The sequence below is a fragment of the Parachryseolinea silvisoli genome, assembly GCF_021190955.1.
Classification (GTDB): domain Bacteria; phylum Bacteroidota; class Bacteroidia; order Cytophagales; family Cyclobacteriaceae; genus Ohtaekwangia; species Ohtaekwangia silvisoli.
This window is the reverse complement of sequence record NZ_JAIOAO010000003.1, coordinates 829031-855195: the sequence shown is the minus strand read 5'-3', so window position 1 is coordinate 855195 and position 26165 is coordinate 829031. Positions and strand designations below refer to the sequence as shown.

Here is a 26165-nt window from a genome sequence, read left to right as displayed (position 1 = left end):
TATAGTCTTATATCGTCTCTCCGTTTGATCATTTTGTCGCCTCGGCAATGGCCTGCTGCGTAGCCGTCTGCAGCGCATAGAAATCGATATTCCACGACTCCTTGAAATAGGCCACCACAAAGGCTTCCTTCCGACGCAGCAACGCTTGTGCACCCGGCGAGGCCTTGCCTACAATCGCCTCATACCCTTCTTTACCTTCCACCAGCATCGTCGAGATCATCTCCACAAAGTCCTCATCGGTGCTCGCCCGCGCATACGGCGTAATAAAGCCCAGCGACCAGGCCGTTGCATCCGGCGTGTTGTACCACGTAGCCGTATAGCCCGACGGTGTCACCTGCTTAAACTCGCGCGGGTACAAAATGGTCTGGTGCAGAATGTGAGCAAACTCATGGTGGATCGTATGCAGCATTTGTTTCACAGCCGGCACGTTGGTCTTCTGAAAATCGTTGATCACAAAGAGTGTCACCTTGCGGCCCGACTCGGCCTCTCCCAGCACCATCGTACCGTCGTTGTTGTATTCGGCGCTTCCCACCAGCACAAACTGCTTGGGGGCATGCGTCTTCATAAACACTTCCCCGGCCTTGACCACATACGGCTCGATCCACGTCTTGCGGATCACGTCCATCACCGGGATCACCTTGTCCTCCTTCACCGGCACCAGCACCTTGTTGTTCGGCAACTCAAACGGCGTCCATTTATAATCCACCGCAATGTTGTACGGTGTCGTATAATTATCTTGTAGCCACAGGTCTATCGCCGTGCGCTCGGTCTGCGCCGGATCCAGAAAAGAAACATCCAGGTCTTCATCTTCTTCCTGGCAACCCACTACCGTAAACACCAGCGCCAGGCATAGCACCCGGGCACCGCGTGTGAATGCGCATTGTATAGCAGTATAATTCATGATCGTATTCATAGGATTTAGCGGGGGTTTAATTCAAGACCGGCCATCTGCGCTTCCTGCGGGATCTGGATCACGCGACGCGGATCGTTCGGCCCCAGGGTGACAATATTCTCGCGGTTGTAGGGTGTATGCACCACCGGCAGCCTGTGCCGCAGAATATCAAACCAGCGCAATCCCTCGCAGAGGAATTCCACCCGTTTAAAATCAAGGATGGTATGGATCAGGGCCGCCTCCAAATCTTGTGTCGCGTAAAAGCTCATCACACGCGGCCGCGTAATGACGTGCCGCGCGGGATCGTAATACGGCGCATCATAATCGTTCACGATAATGCGGGTACTGGCAAAGTCGTTCAGGTCTTGCAGCACCGCATCGTATTGCCCCAGGCGTGCATTGGCTTCCGCCCGGTTGAAAAGTACTTCTTCCGCTGTCAACAGGGGCACCATGTTGTACGGGCTACCGAAGTCGGCATTCGGATCTTCCTTGACAAAGTGCTCGCGGAACTTCGGGGTAAACAGGGTCTCTTCGGTCCCATAAAACATATAGCCCCACAGACCCCCCGTGACGTTTCCATCCCAGACAAAAGTGCGCAGCATGTGTGAGCTAAACCCATACCGGTAGCCGCGCAGGCTTCGCCCCCAAAGCGATGGTGTCTCCACCAGCAACAGGTTTGCCGGTACATCCGCCTTGGTATACTCGGCCAGCTTCACCGCAGGCTCCAACGCACGGTACGCAGCCGAATTAATCGGACGCAGACTCGGCACGATCGCCCCGCCGGGGAACGCGAGGTTCGCATGCTCCACCACCTTCGCATAGTCCTGCTTAAACAGGTAGAACCGTGTGGCAAAAGCGTGTGCCGCCGACGTGGTGAAGTGATACTTGCCCGCACCTTCCTTGTAGGACATATTGTCCAGCAGCGGTATCCCGGCCAGCAGGTCTTGCTCGATCTGTTCATACACCGATGCCACGGTGCCACGCACATAAGGTTTGTTTACTTCCTTCTCCGGCGTTGTTACGTACGGTATGCCCGGGTCGGTAGTCGCCGTGGCCGGAGCATACGCACGCGAGAAGAATGTCACCAGCATAAAGTGTGTATAGGCCCGCGCCACCAGGGCCTCGCCTTTGGAGGCCTGATAATCTTCCGGATTCGAAGCTTGCGCAATCGCTTCCAGCGCGTGGTTCGCCGCGGCAATCGCCGTATAGGCTGCAAACCAATAGAAGTCGGGTGTATCCTCGTTCCGGTCGGGCACATCGTTAAAGAACCAGGGCTCGCGGTTAATAAGCTCGCCCCCGCTCAACGCTTTGTCTTCGGCATTGTCGGACATCGCTTCCAGGAAAGTAATATAATTGGCCCTTGGATAGGCCGTCGCTACCAGCTCCGCCACCTTCTCCGGTGTATTGAGCTCCGTGCGCTGGTCGGGCAAGTGTTCGAGGTAATCGCTGCAACCCGCCATCAGGGCGAGCACCGGCAGAATAAAAAAGAGCTTCGTCTTCATGATATCGTTGTGTTAAAAACCGGCTTTCAGAGATAAAGTATATTGTTGCGGGATCGGCAGCGCCACACCCCCCGAGGAAAAGAACTCGGGGTCCTGCCCTTTCAGGCGCTTATCGGAATACAGCAGCAAGGGATTGTTCGCGACCAGGCTGACCGACACGTTGGTCGCGCGCATCGCCGAGACCCACGGCGCCGGCACGGTATAGCTCAGCGACACCTGCTTGAGCCGCACAAAGCCACCATCGGCAATGCGTACATCCGAATAGTTATACACCGCGTACGGATTAAAGCCACCCAACGTACCCGCCGTACGGCTATCCAGGATGGACGGGATCTGCGTATACTGCTCATCACCGCTCGTCATCCACCGGTTCAGGAATTCCTTGGGAGTAGCATCCAGGTCGGTATAGCTGCTATTGAAGGCTGGATTAAGCCGGATCTTGTTCCCGGCGCTAAAGGTCACCAGCGCCGACAAAGTGAAGTTGCCATAGCGGAAGGCGTTGTAAAAACCACCGGTCGTCGTCGGATCAACGGGTCCCGCGTACACCAGGTGCCCGGTCTTATCACTTTGCAGAAACACCTGCCCACCCTGTTCGCCTGTTTCATTGATGAAGTACGGGCTACCGGTCTCTGCATCCAGCCCCCGGAAGTCCACCGAGAATAAGCCGCGGTATGGATAACCTTCCTTCGGACCACCGTCCGAAGACACCAGCTCCCAAATGCTCGGATTGCTCTTCAGGTTGGTCACGCGATTGGTATTGTGTGCATAGGTCACCTGCGTCTTCCAGCCCCAGCGATCATGATTCACGAGCGTAGCGCCTACGGTAAGCTCGATCCCGCGCGAACGCATGTCCGCATAGTTGGCCAGCTTGATAAACTCGCCGCCAATCCCCGCCGTGCGCATCGGGCTGATCAGGTCGAAGCCGTCGCGGTTATACCAGTCGACCGTAACAGTAAGCCGCTCGTTCAACAACCCGGCGTCGACGCCGATGTTCGTCTCGTATTGTTTCTCCCACGTCAGGTCTTTGTTTTCGAGGTATTGAATGTTCGTAACGGATTCCAGCTCCGGCAAATACGGCCGCGTGGCTTTATTGGTCAGCAACACGAGGCTCGAGTTTGTCGCCGCGCCCATACTGGCCGTCAGGCCATACGTCGCGCGCACCGTGAGCCGGTCGATCAGCCGCTGTTGCTGCATAAAGTTTTCCGTGTCGACGTTCCACGACCCGCTGATGTTCCAGGTAGGCAGCCAACGCGCATTGCGGGCCTTACCCAAACGGTTGGAACCGTCATAGCGCAATGTCGCGTTAGCATTATACTTACCCCGGTACGAATAGGCACCGTTGATCATGCCCGCCAGGAAGCGGTCGTAGTTCATGCTCATGCCGTAGAAGTCAAAATTCCCTTCCACCACCTGCTTGATGATATTCGGATCGACATACGGCACACCACCCTTGTCGAACTGGTAGCCGTACCCATAAAAGAACTTGTTCTGCCGGTCCGCATACCGCAATTCCTGTGAGGCAAACAAACGCACGATGTGTGTATCGTGAAGGGTCTTATTCCACTCGAGTGTGTTGCGCAGATTATAGCTCACCAGGAAGTCATCGACGGTATTGTAAAAACCACCGTAGGGCAACACCACAACCGGCTCCGCCTCCGGATCATCCGGGTTCGTATACAAGAAGCGATTGCTTGCACGGATCGTCGCATCGCCATCGGCCCGATAGGCTTCTGCCATGTTGGAATGCTCGTATACCTTGTGCTCCTGGTTCGTCTTTGCATACCGCAACGCTCCAAGGAAAGTATATTTCAGAGAAGGTGTGATCTTATACGCCACATCGCCTTGCAGCTTCAAATCGATCATCGATAAGTCGAGCGTATTGTTAGCCAGCTCGTGAATGATGTTGAAGGGCGCAAAATTGCGTTTAAAGAACTCCAGGTTGCCATTCTCATCCACCGGGGTCAGCGTACGGCTGGTATTCAGCGCATAGCTGAAGGGGTTGATATCAAAGTCGCGGTCGTATTTACCTTCTACGGGGTTGCTGCGACGCGTCACGGTACCGGGTGCCCGTTGGTCGCGGATGGAGCCCTGCGTGATCAGCCCGATGCTCAGGCGATCGGTAATATTAAAATTCGCACGCGCGTTTCCCGTAAAACGTTTTACGTTATCGCCAATCGTCCATCCTTCATCTTTCAGAAAGGATGACGAGAAGTACAGCTGCGACTTCTCCGTACCCGACGAGATACTCAGCGAATGCTCCTGCATAAACGAGTTGCGGAACAGCACATCAAACCAGTCGGTGTTCTCACGACCGTAACGTTTCAGAAACGCAGCTTTCGCCTCCGGTGTATTGGCCAGGCCAAACGCGCCCGCTTCGGCATTATACGAGTCGATCAGGTCATACATCTTCACGTATACCCCGCCGCTCGCCATGCGTTTGCTGTTACCAAACAGCTCCCAGCCTTTATCCTCCAGCTCGGCATACATCGCCATCTGGTCGGCCGAGTTCATAATGTTAAAGGTGTTATACGACGGCTTGAGGTAGGTCGAGAAGTTACCGGTATACGATACCAGCGGCTTGCCGATGCGACCTTTCTTGGTGGTGATCACGATCACACCGTTCATCGCCCGTGCGCCGTACATGGCCGTGGCCGAGGCGTCTTTGAGGATCTGAAAGCTTTCAATATCGTCCGGGTTCAACCCCGCCACCGAGGAGCCGATCAGCGTCTTGGTATCACCGGTCGAGAGCTGTTCGTTCGAGATGTTCACAACATCCTCCAGGATCACACCGTCCACCACCCACAGCGGCTTATTGTCGCCTGTAATGGACGTGGCGCCGCGGATCCGAATTTTGGGCGCCGTACCAAAAGTACCCGATACGTTCTGCACCGATACACCCGCCGCACGCCCCGCCAGCATCCGGCTCACGTCATTGATACCGTCCTGCTTCACATCAGCGCCCTTCAGGTTTACCGTGGAGCCCGTAAAGAGCTTCTTGTCGACATCCTGGTAGCCGGTCACCACTACTTCGCCCAGCACGTTCACATCCTCTTGCAGCGTGACATCCACCGTGGTGCGGCCCGCAACGGGTATCTCCTGCGTGGTATAACCAATCATGGAGATCACGAGCACGGCATCGTCTTTCACCAGCAGTTGAAACGCCCCGTTCACGTCTGTGATCGTACCGTTTGTAGTACCTTTTTCCACAACCGACACGCCCACCATTACCGAGCGTTTGCCGCCCATCACCTCGGTGATCGTGCCGCGCACGGACTGATCTTCCACCGCCTTCGAGCGTTGCAGAATTACCTGGTCGCCCACGATCTTATAGATAATGCCTTTGCTATACAGCGCACGCAACGATGTCTCCAACGACCCCGCGGGGTCGCTTTCAATTTGCAGCCCGCGATTGATCTCGCTGGCGTCGTATACAAAACTGACGTGGTGTTGCGCTTCCAGGCGTTTGAGAAACGCCTCCAGCGTTTCCACCCGGGGCTGGCCCAGGCTGGCCTGCAACGGAGCCGGCAGCCAAAGGACTGTCAGCAGCAGGAGTAAGTAGAATGGGTGTGACTTTCTCCGGTAGAGATTTTCATACATAGTGAAAGAGATTAAAGATTTGGATGGGCTCTGTAAAGTCGTAGGGCAGCATCAGGGAAGATTCCGAATGACGACGCGCGCCTCGGTATATTCGACGGCAATCGGGTAGGTTGCCTCCAACACATCGAGCACTTCGTCCAGCCGGTTGTTCCGGAAGCTCGCATTGAACTTGCGGAAATTGGCAATGGAATCTTTCAGGCTGATCTGCACGTGATAGTAGTCTTCGAGTGAGGTGAGCACCTCTTGCAGCGAGGCATCGACAAAGCGAAGCTCGTGGGTAATCCACGCGTCGGCATTGCGGTTGGTGGCATCCACGGCTTGCAGCGTTCGCGTCCCCCGGTGGTAGATCGCACCGTCGCCTGCTTGCAAAATAGACGCCGCGTTGCCGGCGGTAAATCGTACGGTACCGGTGCGCACGCTGACATATACCTGCTCGGCCGTCGCTTCAATGTTAAAGCTCGTGCCCAGAACAGTCACACTGGAGCCGTCCAGTTGCACCGTGAACGGCCGCTCGGGGTCATGTGACACGGAAAAGAAAGCATTGCCCCGGTCGAGGTATACCGTGCGGGCATCGCCTGTAATGCGGTCGGGATACCGCACCGTCGTATTCGCATCGAGAAAGATCCGCGAGGCGTCCGCCAGGCGTACCGAGTCTGTCATACCCACCGTTGTCACACGTGTGATGTACGACACGCGCGTAGACGCGTACCACCACCAGGCGCCAACACCGACCGCCAGCACCGCCGCAGCCCGCAGGGCCCAGCCCCACATCGACACTTGCCGCGCAGACGGCGTGTAACGCGGGTGCGCCTTCAACCGTGCCGATAGACGCGCCGTAGCCTCACGCACCGGCAACACGTCCAGTGCGCGCACCTCCGTTGACGAGGTCCATAAAAAGTATATTTCCTGATAAAAGGCTTCGTGCCCGGGCGATTGCCCACGCATAGACTCCATTGCTTCCCTGGCCACAACGTTCTCGGGATCGTTCAGATACTGCACGATCGCGCGGAGATACTCCTCGTCAACACGCATGGTTAGATATTTGCCCCCTAAGACAAATAAACCAACCCCACCCCACTAAAGAATTCTGAAGTTTTTTAAAATAAAATTCCAGCAACCCAATGATCACTGGAATTAAAATCAGGTTATTCAGCCCAAAACAGGAGATTCAATCGTTTCCTGAGACTCAACTCCCACGATCAGGGGTGGCCCTTTACGGTAAACGCTTCCGCTGTATCGTTGTTCCGCACCGCCAGATAATACACCGTGCGCCCTACCTGCAACGCCCGCAACTGCCGGGTCTCCCCTTTTACACAAAAGCCCGACTGGCACGAAGGCATGGCCGTAAAGTTGCCCTTACCATCGCCCTTCAGCAGCAAACCATAGCTCGCGTCGTACCGCCCCATCTGAATGTTGATGGGATAAAAATTACCCGCCAGCAAAATATCCAGCTTGCCATCCCCCGTATAGTCGCCCGGCAAGATCGCCTCAACAGGCGAGAGCTGTGCCGCCGTCGGCAAGGCCCGTACACGGAACTTACCTTGCCCGATGTTTTCAATATAGGAGCTGGTAAAGGTATAGGCGGTATAATGCTCCGCTTTGTCCAGCGCCTCCCGGCCAAACATCTCTTCGATCGAAGCGTCTGCGAAACGATGGTACGAGAGATACCGCTTCTTCAGATAAGGCATCTGCTTGGTCATCTCGTCGCGCGTGTGGAATGAATATTCTTTACCATGTATATAGTGCGTCAACACCTGGTCCGTGCTGTCGTTCTTGTCAAAGTCCGCCACGTATAGCTGAACCGGCTCCTGCACGGAAGCATGCAGCCGGGAGTTTAATCCCAAATTGCCGCCGACCAGGTCAAGATCGCCGTCGCCGTCAAAGTCCGCCGGTTGTAAAATATTCCACCATCCCGCGGTATGCTCTAACCCGGAGCCTTCCAGCGCCAACGGGGCCAGCTTTCCACCCCGGTTCAGGAGAATCGTCACCGGCGCCCACTCGGCGGCTACGACGAGGTCTTGTGTACCATCGCCATTCATATCCGCCCACGCGGCCTGCTTCACAAATCCGAACGCCTTCAACGACGGCGCGACGGCGTCTGTAACATCCGTAAAGTTACCTTTACCATCGTTGCGCAGCAGATAGCTGTCGGGGCGAATACCGTAGTGCCACACCGTTGTGCGGGCCCCGATAAAGAGATCCTGATCACCATCGCCGTCTATATCCGACGCACGCGCACACGCGCCGGTAAGAAACAGCGCGGGCAAACCTTTCGACCGCACCAGATTCCCTTTCCCATCGTTCAGATACAAGCGGGGGCACCGGTGAGGCGAGTTGTTGGCAAATTCATTACCACCGCTCACGACCAACAGGTCACGATCGCCATCGCCATCGGCATCAAACATAATCGCATCGACATCCTCACTCGTACTATCTACGGCCAGCGCGGGTTGCGCCAGCTCCCGGAATGTGCCGTTGGGCGTTTGTAGAAACGTCTGCCCGGCGACCCACTTGGCGCCACCCAGAAAAATGTCTTCGCGGCCGTCACCATCCAGATCACCTACCGCTACGGCCGGCCCCTCGGCCGACTGCATGTGCGGAATCAATGCTTCGCGGTTAAACTCGACAAACTTATTCTCCTTATGTCGGTACGACAGCGCCAGCGTATCCGTCGAACGCTGAAATACGGGCGCGGGACGATGGAAGGGTCCATAATCAAATGTGCCCGTTGCCTGCTGCTCCTCCACGATGATGCGTTGGTTGGCATGTACCTGCCGCAGCGTCTGAAAAGCGCCGCTGTTCCAAACCACCGTAACCGAGTCCACCCGTGCAGCGTCGCCCAACCCGAACGTAATCCGCGGATCTACAGCGCTCTGATAACCACGCGTAGGCATACACTCCTGCACTTGCAGCCCCCCGGGACGATACACAAATACCCGGGCGCCTACCCCGTGCGTGTTGCCCCCACGCCCCTTCAGTATAAATTGTAAATACCCCGGCAGCTTCACCGCGTTGTCCGAGGGCTTTGCGCTCAACGTCCGGTTCTCATACACCGAAGCTTCGTCTTCCAGATTATTCACGACGATGTCCAGGTCGCCATCGTTGTCCAGGTCGACATACGCGGCACCGTTGCCATAGGATGGCACTTCCAATCCCCACTCTGGCGCACGGTTGGTAAAGGTCGAGTCACCGTTGTTCTGAAAGAGGTAGTTCGCCAGCTTGATCTTGGGCATCTTGTCGATGTATACCATCTCTTTTTCGGTCATCGTCTCCGTCCCAATCTTCCGCTGCACCGTATCCGCCGAGATAAAATTGATATAGTCCAGGTCGTTGGAGCGTCGGTAAATGCCATTGGAGATAAAGATGTCCTTACGCCCGTCCAGGTCGAAGTCCGCAAACAGCGACGACCAGCTCCAATCCGTCGCTGCCACGCCGGCCAGCAACGCCATCTCGCTAAACGTGCCATCCTGGTTATTCAGCTGCAACGTGTTCCGCGAAAACTGATGATTATACCCAAAGTTGATCTTGAAATTATACACGTCATAGGTATCTTCCGCCTGCGAAGATTTTAATATCTTCGGATCTTCCGCTAACATATCCATGGCAATCAGATCCGGAAAGCCGTCGTCATTAAAGTCTGCAAAGTCAACGCCCATGGTATACCGGCTGGTATGCGCCATCGAAGCTTCCAATGTCTCCCGGAAGGTGCCGTCCCCCTGGTTAATATACAGGTAATCGTTCTCGTGAAAGTCATTGCCCACATAGATATCCGGCCAGCCGTCGAGGTTAACGTCACTCACCACCACCCCTAATCCATAGCCTAACACCGAACTATAGATGCCACTCGCTTGCGTTACGTCCACAAAATGTCCTTGCTCATTGCGCAGCAGCTTGTCGCCTGCCAGCGGATGGGGCACCTGTCGCAAGGCAGACTTACCAAACGTACCATTCTGGTGCAGCGAGTGGTTGAGCATAAACATATCCAGATCGCCGTCGCGATCATAATCAAAAAAGGATGCCTGTGTGGAAAAGCCCACCAGGTCAAGACCATACTCCATCGCGCGATCCTGAAAGACCGGCACGCCGTTTTCGTCGTTGCCTTCGTTGATAAACAGCTGGTTCTTGCCTTTGTAGATCAGGTAATCGCCCAGGTTGCTGACATAGATATCCAGCCGGCCGTCGCCGTTTACATCGGCCATGGTCACGCCCGTTGTCCATCCCTGGAAACCCGCCACACCGGCCACGTCGGTAATATCGTCAAACTTCAAATTACCTTTGTTGAGGTACAGCTTATTAGACTCCTGGTTCGACGTAAAGTATATATCCGGCAGCGAGTCTCCGTTCAGATCGCCCGTGGCCACCCCGCCGCCATTGTAAAAGTACATGTAGTTAAAGATGTTGAACTCCACGCTTTCGGTCAGCGTGTTCCGGAAGGTAATGCCCGATTCGCCCGACGGCACCTGGCGAAAGCGTTTGTTACCGTCCGACGAGCATCCCGCCAAAAGGCAGAGGCCAAACAAAAACAAATAAGGGATATAGAATCGTTTCATCGGAAATTAACGTAGCGTATAAAATTGAAGGGTATCGTTGTTGCGGGCAAAGACCAGAAGCTTTTTACCACGCGCGTTCAGCACACGCACATGCCGCACTTCGCCCGGCATGTTTAATCCCGACGCAACGGATGATAGTGCTGTAAAGCCGCCCTTGCCATCCCCCGTCAACACCAACCCGTGCAACGCATCGTATCGACCCGCCTCAGGCTTTACGGCAAACAGGTTCCCGCCCAGCACGATATCCCGTGTACCGTCACCGTTCACATCAGTCACCGCGATACCGTATACCGGCGACACCTGTGCCGCTACCGGCAGTGCCTGTAACCGGAAGCCTTTCGCTCCGTCGTTCAGCAACACGCTGGTGCGCGGTTCATAAAACTTCAGCACCGTGGACCGCTCCAGCAATTTGGCATCAAAGATGTCGGACACAGACTTGCCGGCATAGTCCTGGTAGTATAGGAATTTCTTTTTGAGCGAGCTCATTTGTTTGATCAGATCCTGGCGCATCGCCATCGGGAAGTCTTCGCCTTCACGCCGGAACGCAAACACAGGCTCCACCGAACCGTTCTGATCAAAGTCGTTTACGTAAAGGGTAATGGGCGACGTTGCCGTCGGTTTAAATTTGGAGTTCAGGCCCAGGTTGCCCAACACAAAATCGGTATCACCGTCGCCATCCAGGTCGGCGGCTTCCACCCGGTTCCACCATCCTTGTGTGTTGGCAAGGCCAGGCGCGTTCGTCACCCGCGTCAGTTGTTTGCCGTTATTCCGGAAGAGGGTGACCGGCATCCACTCGCCTGTTACGAGCAAGTCCGGAAAACCATCTTTGTCATCGTCAAACCATACCGCGTCCGTGACCATGCCCAGGTGCTTCAGTGCCGGCGCGTAGGCTGCCGTGGCATCGGTAAAGGTACCCTTGCCGTCGTTCATCAACAGGAACTGATCACAGGGCATGCCATAATACGTCGGCATCACCCGGGTGCCAACAAAGAGGTCAAGATCACCATCACCATCTACATCGGCCGGACGCACACAGCTGCCGCTCTGGTATGCCATCGGGATCCGGCCTGTCGTCCTTTCAAATACGGGCATACCGCCGCGTACGCCCTTGTTCTCATAAAGACGATCCGTACTTTCAGCCGATTGTGTAGTATGCTCTGCGCCGCCCGTCACCATGTACAGGTCCAGGTCGCGATCGCCGTCCGCATCGAAGAACACGGCGTCGACACACTCGGCCAGCGAATCCGCATCGAACAATCTCCCAGGCACCGATGTGAACGTCTGCCCCGGCCGTTGGATGTAGAGCGCCGAAGGGCTCCCCACCGAACCGCCTACAAAGATATCATCCAGTCCGTCGCCGGTAAGATCTGCCGCGGCAAAGGCCGGCCCTTGCGTGGAAAGCATGTGATACAGTAAACGGTCGCGATCAAAGTCGTTGTAGTCATTTTCCTGATGCGCGATCATCGTGCGCGTAACCGGCTGCAGCAGCGGCCTGAGCGGTGCAGCCGGTCTTACGGCCAAAGGCTTAGCCTGCGCATGATCGAATACCAGGTGTTGATCCACGGGGACATCCGTACGGATCTCCACCAACCCATCCGGCCACATCACCACCAGGCTATCCACCTGCTTCGCCTCTCCGACTCCCAACACCAGGCGATAATCCATACTCGACTGAAAGCCCCGAATGGGCATATGGTCCAATAATAGCACTTCGCCACCCTGAAAAGCTTTCACACACGCACCCAGCCCAAACGTATTCTTTTCCGTACCCTTAAAGGAGAGCGACAAAGAATGCGTCTTACCACGTTCATGGGTTTGGTTGCGATACACAAACACCGGCGCGTTGACGTTGTTGACGACCAGGTCCAGGTCACCGTCGTTGTCGAGGTCGCCATACGCCGCCCCGTTGGAAAACCCGGGGTCGTCCAGCCCCCACGCATGCGACACATTCTTGTATTGCCACGCCGTGTCGGTCAATGTAAACATATAGTTGGGCTGCGGCACCGAGGGCATTCGTTCGATAAAAGCATTGAAGTCCACCTTCTTGCCTTCGATCGCCGCCTGCATCTGTTCGCTGCTGCCCAGGAAGTCGATAAAGTCCAGGTTGGTCAGATCACGGTAAATCCCGTTGCTGACGTAAATCTCCTTGTGCCGGTCGTTGTCGAAGTCTACGATCAGCGCGCCCCAGCTCCAGTCGGTTGCCGCGACGCCGGCCAACTGGCCGATCTCGCTAAAAGTGCCATCCTGGTTGTTGAGATGCAACATGTTGCGCATATACTGGTGGTAGTAGCCGTTCTTCAGGCGCAGCTTGTATACGTCGTAGGTCTCGAACGACGAAATAGTCTTCACCCGGGCATCGTCTTCCGGTAGCATGTCCGTGGAAAAGATCTCGGGATAACCGTCGTTGTTCAGGTCGGCAAAGTCCGCGCCCATCGAAAACATACTGATGTGTCCCATGTACGATTCCAGCGACTCGGTAAACGTACCGTCGTGGTTGTTGATGTACAGGTAGTCCCGTTCGTAAAAGTCGTTGGAGATATACAGGTCGGGCCAGTTATCCTGATTGACGTCTCCTACCGTCACACCCAGCCCGAAGCCAATCACACTGCCGTAAATACCCGCGGCTTCACTCACGTCGGTATAGTGGCCATCGTCGTTCCGGTAGAGCTTGTGCCCACCAAACTCGTCGCGCTCGTGCCGCAGGTTGCGATAGCCTAGCGTCGATACAGGGCGATAAGAATTGTTCAACACATAACAGTCGAGATCTCCATCTTTGTCGTAGTCAAAAAACGCAGCGTGCGTGGAAAACCCGCGGTCCGCCAGGCCGTAGGCCGCCGCCCGCTCGGTAAAGGTCAGGTCGCCGTTGTTGATAAAAAGCTCGTTGTCGCGGTTGCCTCCTTTCACGTCGCCCGCATTGCAGACATAAATATCCAGCAGCCCATCGTTGTTGATGTCGACCATGCTGACGCCTGTGGACCACACCTTCATCCCCTTCACGCCGGCCTTTTCCGTAATGTCTTCAAACTTCCAGCTGCCTTTGTTGAGGAAGAGCTTGTTGTCGCCCATATTGGAGGTGAGGTATACATCGGGCAGCCCGTCGTTGTTGATGTCGCCAATGCCTACACCCCCACCGTTATAAAAATTGCGATAGCGAAAAACGTCGAAGTCGGGATCGATCTTCAGGTCATTCGTAAAATCGATACCCGTCTGTTCCGCGGTCAACCGGGTAAACAACGTATTCCGGTTGACGGCCGGAGCCGACACATCGTCTTTCTTACAGGCGCTGACAACAAATAAACACAGCAGGAAATATCTCCACATGAACATTATACGCATACGATCCTAAAAATAAAAAAAGAAGGCACGCTGTAAACTACGACGTGCCTTCTTTAATTTATCCGGTGTGACGACCGGTTATTAGTAGCCTTCGGTCGGTTTCAGATTCGGATTGGTCGTCAACGCATTGGCTGGGATCGGGTATACATTGCGGAACGCATCCGAATTATTCATATACGGGAACGGCGAGGTGAACGTACCAAAACGCACCTGGTCATTACGGCGCCAGCCCTCAATGTACAATTCGCGACCACGCTCTTTCAGTACATCGTTGAGTGTAACACTCGTCGCTTCAGAAGCCTCCCGAACGGAACGCAACTGGTTGTATAACGTCAGCGCAGCATCACCGGAGGTGCCCCCGCGCAGAATCGCTTCAACCTTCATCAGGTAAGCATCGGCATAACGCGCCAATACATAATAGCGGTTGTAGCTACCATGGCTCGGGTGATATTTGATGATACGAATGCCGTTTCGCTCGTTGTTACCTGTCAACGTTGTCTTGCTGGCAAACTCGGGCAAAAAGATCAGCGGGTTGCCCGGACGGTCTTTCAACGGAGCACCGAGTGAATCGTATTGCTGGCCTACCAGGAAGCCATAACCAATACCCTGGATAACAGGATTGCGTTCTTTCGGCACATAGCCGCGACGTTCTTCCTGCCCCAGCCCTTTCTCATTGCTGTCATCCGGACCTTCAAACAGTGCATAGAATTCCGCGGTAGTCGAGAAACCGTTCCAGCCACCACCTGTGTTTGTTTTAATACCCTGGTTGTAGTGCAGGCCGTTCCAAATACGGTTGCCCCACTCGGCATCCGTCCACAAAATTGTTTCCGGGTTGTTGGCGTCGGCGAAGGTATCAAAGTAATCTTCGTTCAGCGAAAAGCCGTCTTCCGTAATCGCATCAACATGCTGGATCACCTGATTCATATCGGCCGCAGCCGGTTCTGTATTCAGATAGATGTGTTTATTCAGATAAAGTTTAGCCAGCAGGAAGTGTGCAGCAGCCTTTGAAGCTTTGATCGTATTACCTCCCGGGCCGGTTGTCGGCAGGTTAGGCAATGCTTCGGTCAGATCCTTGATAATAAAGTCCATTGCTTCCTGTATCGAAAACACTTTCGGATCAGACGTTACAGCGTCATGCACGTCACGGAACGGCACCTGACGATATAAGTCAAGCACGTACCACATGTTAAACGCACGCAGGAATTTACCCTCTGCTGTTTGTTGCGCATCCGCTTCCGATTCGCTGGCCAGGAGCTGGTTCAGCTTGTATACGTTACGGTTCAGGTTGTTCCAGGTATTAAGAATGTACTGATGCGAATCATCCCACTCGTGCTGGCGCAAGCTCCGCCAGATACCGTTATCTCCCCAGTCGACACCGCGGGTAGGCACCAGCAATTCGTCCGAGGCTACTTCCGACAGCGCATACAGGTTCTCCTGGTTGCCCCAATCGCGCAGGTCGAGGTAGGCAGAGTTCAGCGTAGCATCCGGCGGAACACCGGCAAATACACCTTCTGCCTCGATCAGGTAAGAATCCTTCTCTTTTACTTCCAGATCAGTACATCCTGCAATCAAGATCGCTGCCAGGATGCCTGAGGTTATTTTTACTTTATGTACGTTCATACTCATGGGTCAATTAAAAAGTTGCGTTCAGGCCAAAAGTCAATGTTCTCGCACGCGGATACGACGTATAGTCGATACCCAACGAAGGAACGCCGTCACGTGCCTTATTCGTATTCACTTCCGGGTCCAGACCCGAGTAGCCGGTGATCAGGAACAGGTTCTGACCGCTGGCATACAACCGCAGTTTTTTAATCAGCGAGGTCTGCTCGAAGTTGAAGTTATATCCCAGGTTCAAATTCTGCATACGCAGGAAGTCGCCCTTCTCCAGGTAGCGGGTAGACGCGTCAGGTGCGTTGGCCGCCGCCTCGCCAGTATACAGCGAGCTGGAAATGATGTTCTTGCCTGTGGCGAGCGAGCCCAGTGAGAAGTAAGCATTAGCCGTGTTGTTGTACACCCAGTGACCGTACTGGCCCGTCAGGAAGGTAGATATGTCCCACTTCTTGTAACGGAAGTTTACGGAAAAGCCCAGGTTGTATTTCGGAATGGGGTTCTTATCCAGGTAACGCTGGAAGTCACCGTTGTAGATCGCGATGCCATCCTGGTCAAAGCCCTGGAACTCGCGGATATAGTAGGTAAATAGTGGCTGGTCGTTAGCAATCCGCTGTGCGAACGCGCCCGACAGGCCCTGACCGTTGATCTCACCCGTGTTCAACGGTGCGCCATCATAGTTAGTCACTTTGTTCTTGTTGAACGAAATGTTAAACCCAAAGGTCAACCCTACGTTTTCGCTTTCTACTGCAATGGCGTTCAGCGTTAATTCAACACCCTGGTTGATCACGTCGGCATCCAGGTTGCGCCAGGTAAAAGGCTGTGGCGCCGGCTGAGCCGACGTTACCTGGATCAGCAAGTCTGTGGTATTCTTGCGGTATACATCAACGCTACCGGTTATCTTATTTTGTACGAACCCGAAGTCGAGACCGATGTTAATCTGTGAGGTTTGCTCCCACTTGAGGTCGGGGTTCTCAAACGCTACGTTTGAAGTGCCCGGAGGCGGAGCCTGACCGTCGTTACCAATGGTCGGCGCTCCAAAGCGGTTGGACGTACCGTTGTTGTACTTGATACGCGCCTGGTGCAGGTTGTGCGGAATCTCCTGGTTACCCGTGACACCGTAGCCTACGCGGAACTTCAAATCACTAAAGGCTTCCGGAATAAATTCCTCTTCCGACAAGCGCCACGCCAGGGAACCCGACGGGAAGTAACCGTACTTGTTATTGCCGCCGAAACGGGTGGAACCGTCGGCACGAAATGTTACCGTGGCCAGGTATTTGTCAGACAACGAGTAGTTCACCCGACCGAAGAATGACTGTAACTCGTCGGTGGAATTGAAGATGTCACCCGTTACCGTACGCACTGGCATATTGGTTGGGAGATTATCCAAATCGACGGTAGTCGGCTCCGGCGACAGCGTGTTGATATACATACGCTCGTAGTTGCCGTCATTGCTGATTACGGTGTAATACCCAAACTGCTGATAAGGTTGGTCGATCATGCCTTGCACAACACCCACACCGGCATGCAGGTCGTTTACCATGCGATCCATGTCCTCGCCGGCAAAGCCCCAGCCCAGTGCCGTAAGGCCCTTGCGGTTAAACTCCTGATACGAATACCCTAACACGGCATTCAGGGTTCCTTTGCCGATTGTTTTGTTATAGTTAAAGTATGCTTCCAGCAGGTCACTGCTGGTCTCGATTTCAGCAAAACCACCGCGGCCATTGCCTTCCACACCGTTGCTCAAACGTAGTTTCGGTGAGAACACTTTGTCCCGCGTTGACTCTGAACGGTCAAAACCCGCACTCACTTTAAAGCTCAGCGAGGGAAGGATGTCGTAAGAACCCGATACGTTGATCAGGTGACGGTCCGTCTGTGTTTTATCCTGGTGGTACTTCAGGTACGCCAGCGGGTTGATGTTGGTATTGGAAAATTGCGAGTCGGCAAATCGTGGCCAGGTAGGGTTCGCCATAATGACGGAGCCGATCAGATCGCCTTCAAAGCCCGAATTTTCGGTAATCGCAGCCGCCTGGTCATCCACGCGTGAGAAGATCATTTGCGTGCCGAGTTTCAGCTTATCATTCAGGAACGACTTGTTCAGGTTCAAACGACCGGTGTAGCGCTTCAGCCCCGTACGCTCAACAATACCTTCCTGGTTGTCATAGCTGAAGGAGGCTCGGTAGTTCAATGTCTTGTAGTTGTCAGAAAACGACAGGTCGTGACGGTTCGAAATGGCTGTGCGAAACACCGCATCCTGCCAATCCGTATCGCCGCCGTAGTCAAGCTCCTCCAGGTTTGACCCCAGCCGCGCTGCGCCATTCAGAAACTGGTCCCGATTCAGAAGGTCATATTTACGTGCAATACGCGCAAAACTCAATGTTGCACCATATTCCAGCTGACGGCGTTTGCCTTTACCGCTCTTGGTTGTAATCAACACCACGCCGTTTGCACCGCGTGAACCATAGATAGCGGTTGCAGACGCATCCTTAAGGATATCGATGCTTTCGATGTCATTTGGGTTCAGGAAGTTCAGCGGATTTTTGGCAGAAGCATTGCCCCGACCAATGTCGAGACCACCACCCGAAATATCGTCCCCCGCAAGCGGCACACCGTCCACTACGTACAGCGGGTTGTTACCCCCGCGCACAGATGACGTACCGCGAATACGGATATTAGCGCCCGCCCCCGGCTCGCCACTCGCCGACGTGATCTGCACACCGGCTGACTTACCTTGAATGAGCTGCTCGGGCGATGCGATCACCCCCGTGTTAAAATCTTCGGATTTTACCGATGCTACGGCTCCGGTAGCATCGCGTTTCCTAATTTCACCATACCCGATCACGACCACCTCGTTCAGCGCGGTCACGTCGGCCTGAAGCACCACTTCGATGTTCGATTGTGTGCCCACCGCTATTTCTTGCGATTGGTAGCCCACAAAGCTAAATACCAGCGTTGCTCCCTCTTGTACGGTGATGGTGTACACCCCGTCGGTACCGGTAATGGTACCATTGCTTGTTCCTTTTTCCAGGATGTTGGCGCCCGGAATAATGCCGCCATCGTCAGATGAACTTACCTTTCCGGTAACGGTCCGCCCCTGCGACCAGGCCATCGTGGTGCCGAACAATAGCCCCACCATGAGATACCTGCTTAGATACAGATAAAACTTCGTCATACGTTGTTGAGTTTGGGTTAATTCTACGCACCTCAAACGCGGCGGCTCAGTGCACACGTTTGAAGTCTACTCTGAAAGTAGGTAATTCCCGTGATTAATAGTGTAAGAAATTCCAAAAAAATTAACAGGAATCGAATGCACAAACGTTTCCGAAAACGTAAACTGCAAAACCGGGGCGGCAAAATGGAGGTTTTTACTATTCTTGCAGCTCCACGGGAACATCCGAACTTAGACGTCAAGACCCTTAAATTCTATCGTATGCACCGACACCGCGCAGGCCTCACCGCCCTGTTTTTCCTGACCTTTCTGCTGTCCCTTCACGCCCAAAACATCACCGTGTATCCCCCGCATTGGTGGACCGGCATGAAGTCTCCAACCCTCCAGCTGTTGGTACGGTCCGACGACCCCGCCTTTAACAAACGTACTGTCACCGTCAACTACCCGGGCGTAACCCTCCGGCAGGTGCACCCGCTGGAGCATGGCAAATATGTCGCACTCGACCTTATCATCGCTCCTGACGCCAGGCCGGGCACGGTACCGCTGGTGTTCACCACCGGCAAAAAAAACACGCGCGTGGATTGGCCCCTGAAAGCCCGCACAACGGACGGGCCGTTTGCGCAGGGTGTCACCAATAAAGATCTGATCTACCTGGCCATGGCCGACCGCTTCAGCAACGGTGACCCTACCAACGATCGCATCAAAGGCCTGCGGGACCAGTCCCTCCACCGCGACTCGATCTTTCTCCGCCACGGCGGCGACCTGCAAGGCATCATCAACCACCTCGACTACTTACAGGACCTGGGCGTCACTGCCCTCTGGCTGATGCCTGTCCTGAAGAACGACATGCCCCATCGAACCGAGCATGGCTATGCCATTACCGACCACTATACGGTCGACCCGCGCCTGGGCAACAACGCCTTGTACACGCGCCTCAGCGACGAGCTGCACCGTCGTAACATGAAGCTCATCCAGGACGCCGTCTACAACCACGTCGGCCTGTACCACTTCTTCGTTCAGGAAAAACCAACACGCGACTGGCTGCACGAATGGCCTGCCTATACCAACACCACGTATAAAGACCAGCCCCTGCTCGACCCCCACGCTACCCGCAGCGACCGCGAGCGTATGAGCAACGGCTGGTTCACGCCCCAAATGCCGGACCTCAACCAGCAAAACCCCTACGTGGCCAACTTCCTGATCCAGCACGCCCTCTGGTCTGTAGAGGAATTTCGTCTCGACGGCTGGCGCATCGATACCTATATCTACAATGACCTGGACTTCATGAACCGCTGCAACCAGGCCCTGCTCGACCAGTATCCCCGCCTCTCCCTCTTTGGCGAGACCTGGGTACACGGCGTACCCAACCAGGCATACTTCGCCCGCAACAAATTTGATATACCCTTCAAGAGCAACCTGCCCGGCGTCACCGACTTCCAGGCCTACCTCTACGGTATTGTCTCCGCACTCAATGAGACCTTTGGCTGGACCAATGGCGTCAACCGATTGTACTACACGCTGGCCAACGACTTTGTCTACGAAGACCCAACGCGCAACGTCATCTTCCTCGACAACCACGACATGAGCCGCTTTTACTCCGTCGTGGGCGAAGACATCCGAAAACACAAAGCCGGCATTGCCTGGCTGCTGACCAGCCGCGGTGTACCGCAGCTATACTATGGTACCGAGATTCTGATGAAAGGATTTGCCAATCCCGACGGGTGGGTACGCCTCGACTTCCCGGGTGGCTGGCCCGGTGACACGGCAAACAAATTCACGACGGCCGGCCGCACGGAGAAAGAAAATGAAGTATTTGAATGGACCCGTAAGCTTGCCACCTTCCGCAAGAATTCCCCGGCGCTGACCACCGGTAAGCTCACCCAGTACGTGCCGGAAGACGGCATCTATGTATACTTCCGCCAGGAAGGACAACAAACGGTCATGTGCATCTTTAATACCAACGACAAGCCTGCGACCGTAAACACACAACGCTTTGCCGAAAGCATCGGACAGCATACCGGCGGCACAGAGATCACCACAGGCAAAAAATACACCCTGGACAATGTATCCCTGCCGGAATATTACTTACTGGTACTGGAATTAACGGAGTAGTTGCACCCACCCTTTGCAGGTGGCGTGACGTTGCACGGTCACTTCAAAGAAATAAGTACCGGAAGCCAGGCCACCGCCACTCCAATCGTTCTTATAGTCGGTCGATTCGTAGAGGAGATTACCCCATCGATTAAAAATCTTTACGGCCACCGGGTAGCCCAGATCATTCGGCGCTTGCCCCGGCGTATCGCCGTACTGGATTACAAACGTGTCGTTCTGCCCCGGCGTGGCATCGGGCGTGATGACGTTGGGCACCTTCAAGGTAAAAATATCCACCGGTGTGGACTGTTCGCTGACGCACGTTGTGCTGCCTGCTTGCCGGCTCGCCACGAGCTTCACGATGTACGTACCATCCTTTTTATACTGATGGACGATCTCGGATTCGTCGTACCGGGTGGTGTTATCCTCCCCTAAGTAGAAGAACATTTCGTCTGTCGCTACCAGGCTATCTGTCAGGTTGACGACGTGTAGCGTAGGGCGTGAAAAACAATCCGCGATCCGCTCCAGCGTAAATTCAGTACGAATTAACGGCACTACGTTTAACTGCACCGTGTCTTTGCCCATGCATCCGCTTACTTCAGTATACGTCAGGTAATATACCGTGGTATCGGCCGGCGTTACGACCGGCGACGGAAGTCCCGATGTAAAAGCACCGTCGGCACTGCGCCAGGAATAGATCGCTGCGCCACTGGCCTGAAGAGTATACTCGCTCCCGGCGCAAAGCGCGTCATCGTCCTGGATTTGGGCCAGTGCATCGAACACATCCACATAGACCGACATCGAGTCAACTCCTTTACAAGTCTCTGGCGCAATGGCCTTTAACCAAACTGTATAGCGTCGGTTGGACTCTTTATACTCATGGACGATCGGGTCGGTATTGGTCGTCGTTAAGGTTGTACCATCACCAAAGTCCCATTCATAGACCTTGCCACCATAGCTGAAGTTCTCGAACACGATCTTATCCGGCAGGCAAATCTTGTTCACGCCCGGATAGTCAAAGTCTGGCGTGTTGGTCCGCACGGCAGCCCGCAGCTGCGACAAATCAAATTTAAAGACGGCGTTGTTACAATTCTCGCTTTGATTGAACCGGTTCGCCTGGGGCACGTTCTCCGCCGGGAAGTCCGACCGACCGCCACAGCCCGCACACACCGCGTGGTATACCACCCCCTGTTTATCAAATCGGCTGGTGCCACCATCCACGTGCGTCTCCGACACGCTGGCACCCAGGAAGGTCGCGTATAACAATGTGCGTACATCGCCGCTCAATACCATCAGGTAGAAATCATGACCATTCCCAACGGGATCATACGCGTCCGGTGTTGTATGCAATCCCCGCGTAGTACTCCCGCTACGGTTGATCTCTCCCCCCCAACCACTGAGGTAGATAAAACCACAGTCGCTGACGAGAAAAGCCGTCGGCGAAATATCGGGTGTAAAGCTACCTTTCCCGATCACCGTAGACAGCAGCGTGTCGCGCAGGTTGTTGGAAAACTTCTGCACAAATTGCCCGCCGTCGGCGTTGTGATAGACTTGCTGTCGTTTGCTGACCGGGAAACGCCCCGCCGTCTGGCCAAAGAGGTATACATGACCGTCTTCATCCAGGTCTACGAAGTAACACTGGTCGGTAGCCGATGTGCCCACATACGTGCCGTTGGCCGCCGCTCCGGACGGCGTAAAGGACATCACCCAGCCATCAATGCCGCCCCACGGAGTCTTGCGAAAACCAGTCAATCCAGGTAAACTTCCGTTTGTACCGCCCGCCACGAAGACGTTACCCGCAAGATCCAGCTCGAGCGAATACGCCACGTCGGTGCCGGTACTCCCAATGAAGCGGCTCCAGGCAATGGCAGACAGGTCGGGCTGCAGCTTTACCAACACAGCATCCTGTATTCCACCACGATGCGTCGTCCCCGTATTCACTATCGGAAAATCGGTTGAATAGGTACTGGAAGCCAGATAGACAAAATCCTGGGCGTCCACAATAATGTCTCCCCGCAACGCATCACCGTAATTTTGGTTCAGCACGTTGTCGTTGATACCGTCGAGGTTCGTGCCGCCAATATAGGTCCCGCCCAACAGTCTGCGACCATCACTGCTTAGCTTGGCGACAAACAAATCAGCGCCGTCCGTAAACTCAATGCCGTTGATCGGCATTACTCCTGCTCCGGGATGGAAGGTCGACCCATTGGTAACCGGGAAATGGGGCGAGCTCGTCACACCGAGCACCAGCAGCTCTCCTGCATGGTTGACCACCAGGCTCTGGGGCGTCTCCGTACCGTCTCCCCCCAGGTAGGTAGCATACAACATTGTCGTGCCTGCCGAGTCAAACTTCATGATACCAACATCCCAGAGGCCGCCCTGGTGCGCCAGGGTATACGCACCCGGTGTTACCGGATAACGCAAGCCCGGAACGCCTTCCACAATGCCACCAGAATATGCATTACTCTGCGCATCGTACGTTGCTGTAAAACCCCAGTTGTCAGCTGTCGAGCCCGAATAGCCCGAGAAGACGAGCACCGGGTCGATCACCAGCGTGTAGGCCGGGTCGTACCCTTCTGGAAAATCATATCCCACCGTCTGGTCACGCAAAGTATACCGGCACGACACGGGTATACGCCGGCCGTTTATTTCCTGATATGCATAAGGCTTGAGCTCCCATACTTCATTGACGGAGGTGCGAATGTACAAGCTGTCGTGGACGATCGAGACTTCGTCGGCCCCGGTGTACCGCAACGCAATCGCGGAGGGGTCTTGCATGGGAGAAACAATCCATTCGTATTTCATACGCCCTTCCTGCGAACCATATACCAGGTCAATACCACAATACAAATCGTGATACCGCACACGGCTATACGCAGCAGCGCCGGAAGCCCATTGCGACGGATCGTTACCCAGGAAGAAATTATACTGCGTTGCCACCGGCGCTTCCCCCGCGATGTATACCAACGGGTTGGCTCCTACAAAGGCCACGTCGACGACATGTCCATCCGTGGAAGGTTGCAGGTGGTGCCCGTCGTCTGCGACAGCGACTGTCGGCACGCCCTGTTTGGCGGCGGTCCCCTTCACCGGCCGTGGGCGATGTCCCTGAAAAAGAAATTGTAGCTTATCGCGCTGAAAGGTGACATACCCCTGCTTCACGGGCGTACCAAAGAGAATGTCTGCTTGCCATTGGTGTTTGTTCTCGATAAAGTGTACGCTGGTGCCAGCCTTCGGATGCGGATCTGTAGCCCAGGCAGCTGCATGCGTCATTACGAATAACAAGACCACTATCCCCCACCGTTGTACCCTTCGGCACACACACATAATCGCCAACCCACGGAAAAATCTTCTCATACGCACGATTGACCTGCATACCCGGCCATTGGCCAAGGTAACAAATATCAGTCATATCCCCTGCCTACTGGCAGGCAGGCCTGCCGCCTGATAGACGTGTGACGGCAATCGGTCGACTACCTGCCGGCAGGCAGGAATGTCTAACTCACGCACGGTTTTGTCCACCTGACCCGTTTCCGCCAAACCCGCCATCGGCAAGCCCGTATTTTTGGATCAGAAAGCAATAAATAACGTATATGAAATCCACGAGCGTAATCACAATAGGTGTCGGAATTGCCCTCATCGCCTTCCTCGCCGCATTCACCGCACCACCGATCACCACCATAAAACATACCCTACCGGCGACCGGCGCCAGGGGGTTCGCCTTGCTGGAGCTTTTTACCTCCGAAGGATGCTCCAGCTGCCCCCGTGCGGATGACTTGCTGGCCAAAGTTCAAACCGACGCAAAAGACCAACCGATCTATGTGCTCGCCTATCACGTCGACTATTGGGATCGCCTGGGATGGAAAGATAAATACAGCAACGCCCTATTCTCGGAACGCCAGCGCACATATGCCGGCCACCTGCAGAGCGGCTCCATCTATACACCCCAGATCGTTATCAACGGCAATAAGGAATGCCTGAACTGGAATGCCTCGACGTTACAAGAAGACATTACACACGCACTGACAAACGCCACCGAGGCAACACTCGATCTTGACGTGACGCAAACCAATCGCTCGCTCACTGTAAAATACCAGGCAACGGGAAAGACAGACGCCGATCAGCTACTGATCGCATTGGTGCAAAAACATGCCATCCATAAAATAAGCCGGGGCGAGAACGAAGGAAGAACATTAACCCACGCCCAGATCGTACGGAAACTGGTCACCGTCAGCCTGAAAGCCGGCCAACAAGGTACCAACGTTATCGAGGCACCATCGGATTTCACCGGCAACGGGTGGGAGATTGTAGGCTTCTTACAAAATACAAACAACGGTGCCGTTACCGCGGCAACAAGGATCCTCTTGAATAACTAAACATACTCAAAAACAAGCTATATGAAAACGAACCACTTCATGGTCCTGACCATCCTCCTGCTCGCTGTCGCCAGCCACCACACACATGCCCAGGTGCCGGGACTACCCAACCCCAGCCCTACACAAACGATCGACCAGGAAATCGGCCTCGGCCATGTCCTTGTCACCTATTCCCGGCCGAACGTAAAAGACCGGAAGATCTTCGGCGGCCTTGTGCCCTTTGGCACCGTGTGGCGCACCGGCGCAAACACCGCCACCGAAATCACATTTTCAGAAGACGTAAAACTGGAAGGCCACACCGTACCGGCCGGAACATATTCCCTGTTCACCATACCCGACAAAAATCAGTGGACAATCATTTTGAACAAAGCCGTGAAAGAATGGGGCGCCTATAGTTACAAGCCCGAAAACGATCTGCTCCGGTTCACCGTAAAGCCGGCACATATCAACGACAAGCATGAAACCCTCGCCATCCAGTTTGCAAACTCGACCACCAGCTCAGCAGACCTGCAAATCGTGTGGGACTATACTGCCGTCTCCATCCGGGTAACCGTCGATGACGATGCAAAGATCACCGCCACCATCGAAGAACTGATGAAAGCCGACCACAACAGCAACCTGGTATATTTCAATGCAATCCAGTATTACTATAACAACAACAAAGACGCCGACAAAGCCCTGGCCTGGATAAAAAAAGCCAAAGCCGATGTCCCTACTAACCCGGCATATCACCTCTTTGAGTCGCGCTTCCTGCTGCGCAAAGGCGATAAGACCAGCGCTGTAGCAGCCGCCGAAGCAGGCATCCAGGTAGCGAAAGAGCGTAAGTTCGAGGAGTATATCAAGCTACTGTCCGAAGCGCTCGTTCAAGCCAGCGGAAAATAGCATGGCAATGCTGGCACAGGACGGGACCCACAACGCAGTCACCACTGGTATCACCGCAAGGCGCAGACTAAGGACTGCCTGCAATCAGGTCTCGACGCCACAATAAAATAAGTGTGTGAGCGAGAGCGAACACTCTTTCACTTCGCTCTCACACTCACACTCACG

The 26165-nt window shown here is 54.6% G+C and carries 12 protein-coding genes; 3 read left to right on the top strand and 9 right to left on the bottom strand.

Features of this window, described 5'->3' with window-relative positions; translation table 11 throughout:
- Positions 1-28 precede the first annotated feature (28 nt).
- The 8 genes from K7P01_RS20535 to K7P01_RS20500 all read right to left on the bottom strand — a co-directional run bounded on the left by K7P01_RS20535 (position 29) and on the right by K7P01_RS20500 (position 18657).
- Positions 29-913 (bottom strand): zinc-binding metallopeptidase, encoded by an 885-nt coding sequence (locus K7P01_RS20535; RefSeq protein ID WP_267296455.1) that lies wholly within the window; start codon positions 911-913, stop codon positions 29-31.
- 5 nt (positions 914-918) lie between these two features.
- Entirely contained in the window at positions 919-2394 is a 1476-nt protein-coding gene (locus K7P01_RS20530; RefSeq protein WP_267296454.1) for a RagB/SusD family nutrient uptake outer membrane protein, read from the bottom strand.
- Positions 2395-2406: 12 nt separating this feature from the next.
- Entirely contained in the window at positions 2407-5991 is a 3585-nt protein-coding gene (locus K7P01_RS20525; RefSeq protein ID WP_267296453.1) for a SusC/RagA family TonB-linked outer membrane protein, read from the bottom strand.
- A gap of 51 nt (positions 5992-6042) precedes the next feature.
- A complete protein-coding gene (locus K7P01_RS20520; RefSeq protein ID WP_267296452.1) occupies positions 6043-7023 on the bottom strand; it encodes a FecR family protein in 981 nt (326 codons plus the stop codon).
- Positions 7024-7190: 167 nt separating this feature from the next.
- Positions 7191-10541: a VCBS repeat-containing protein gene (locus K7P01_RS20515; protein WP_267296451.1), complete on the bottom strand. Its 3351-nt coding sequence runs from the start codon at positions 10539-10541 to the stop codon at positions 7191-7193.
- Positions 10542-10547: 6 nt separating this feature from the next.
- Positions 10548-13862 (bottom strand): VCBS repeat-containing protein, encoded by a 3315-nt coding sequence (locus K7P01_RS20510; protein WP_267296450.1) that lies wholly within the window; start codon positions 13860-13862, stop codon positions 10548-10550.
- 96 nt (positions 13863-13958) lie between these two features.
- Positions 13959-15497, bottom strand: coding sequence for a RagB/SusD family nutrient uptake outer membrane protein (locus K7P01_RS20505; protein ID WP_267296449.1), 1539 nt, complete (start codon positions 15495-15497; stop codon positions 13959-13961).
- Between the two features lie 13 nt (positions 15498-15510).
- Positions 15511-18657, bottom strand: a complete 3147-nt coding sequence (locus tag K7P01_RS20500; RefSeq protein ID WP_267296448.1) for a SusC/RagA family TonB-linked outer membrane protein — start codon at positions 18655-18657, stop codon at positions 15511-15513.
- A gap of 258 nt (positions 18658-18915) precedes the next feature.
- Between K7P01_RS20500 and K7P01_RS20495 the strand changes: the two genes are divergently transcribed.
- Positions 18916-20766, top strand: a complete 1851-nt coding sequence (locus tag K7P01_RS20495; protein WP_267296447.1) for a glycoside hydrolase family 13 protein — start codon at positions 18916-18918, stop codon at positions 20764-20766.
- On the opposite strand, the gene K7P01_RS20490 is transcribed toward K7P01_RS20495, so the two are convergent.
- Entirely contained in the window at positions 20755-24015 is a 3261-nt protein-coding gene (locus K7P01_RS20490; protein ID WP_267296446.1) for a DUF7948 domain-containing protein, read from the bottom strand. The genes K7P01_RS20495 and K7P01_RS20490 overlap by 12 nt on opposite strands.
- A 320-nt stretch (positions 24016-24335) precedes the next feature.
- Between K7P01_RS20490 and K7P01_RS20485 the strand changes: the two genes are divergently transcribed.
- Both K7P01_RS20485 and K7P01_RS20480 read left to right on the top strand, forming a co-directional pair.
- The gene (locus K7P01_RS20485) at positions 24336-25118 is read left to right on the top strand and encodes a DUF1223 domain-containing protein (RefSeq protein WP_267296445.1); all 783 of its coding nucleotides are present in this window, start codon (positions 24336-24338) and stop codon (positions 25116-25118) included.
- A gap of 21 nt (positions 25119-25139) precedes the next feature.
- Positions 25140-26000: a DUF2911 domain-containing protein gene (locus K7P01_RS20480; protein ID WP_267296444.1), complete on the top strand. Its 861-nt coding sequence runs from the start codon at positions 25140-25142 to the stop codon at positions 25998-26000.
- Positions 26001-26165 lie beyond the last annotated feature (165 nt).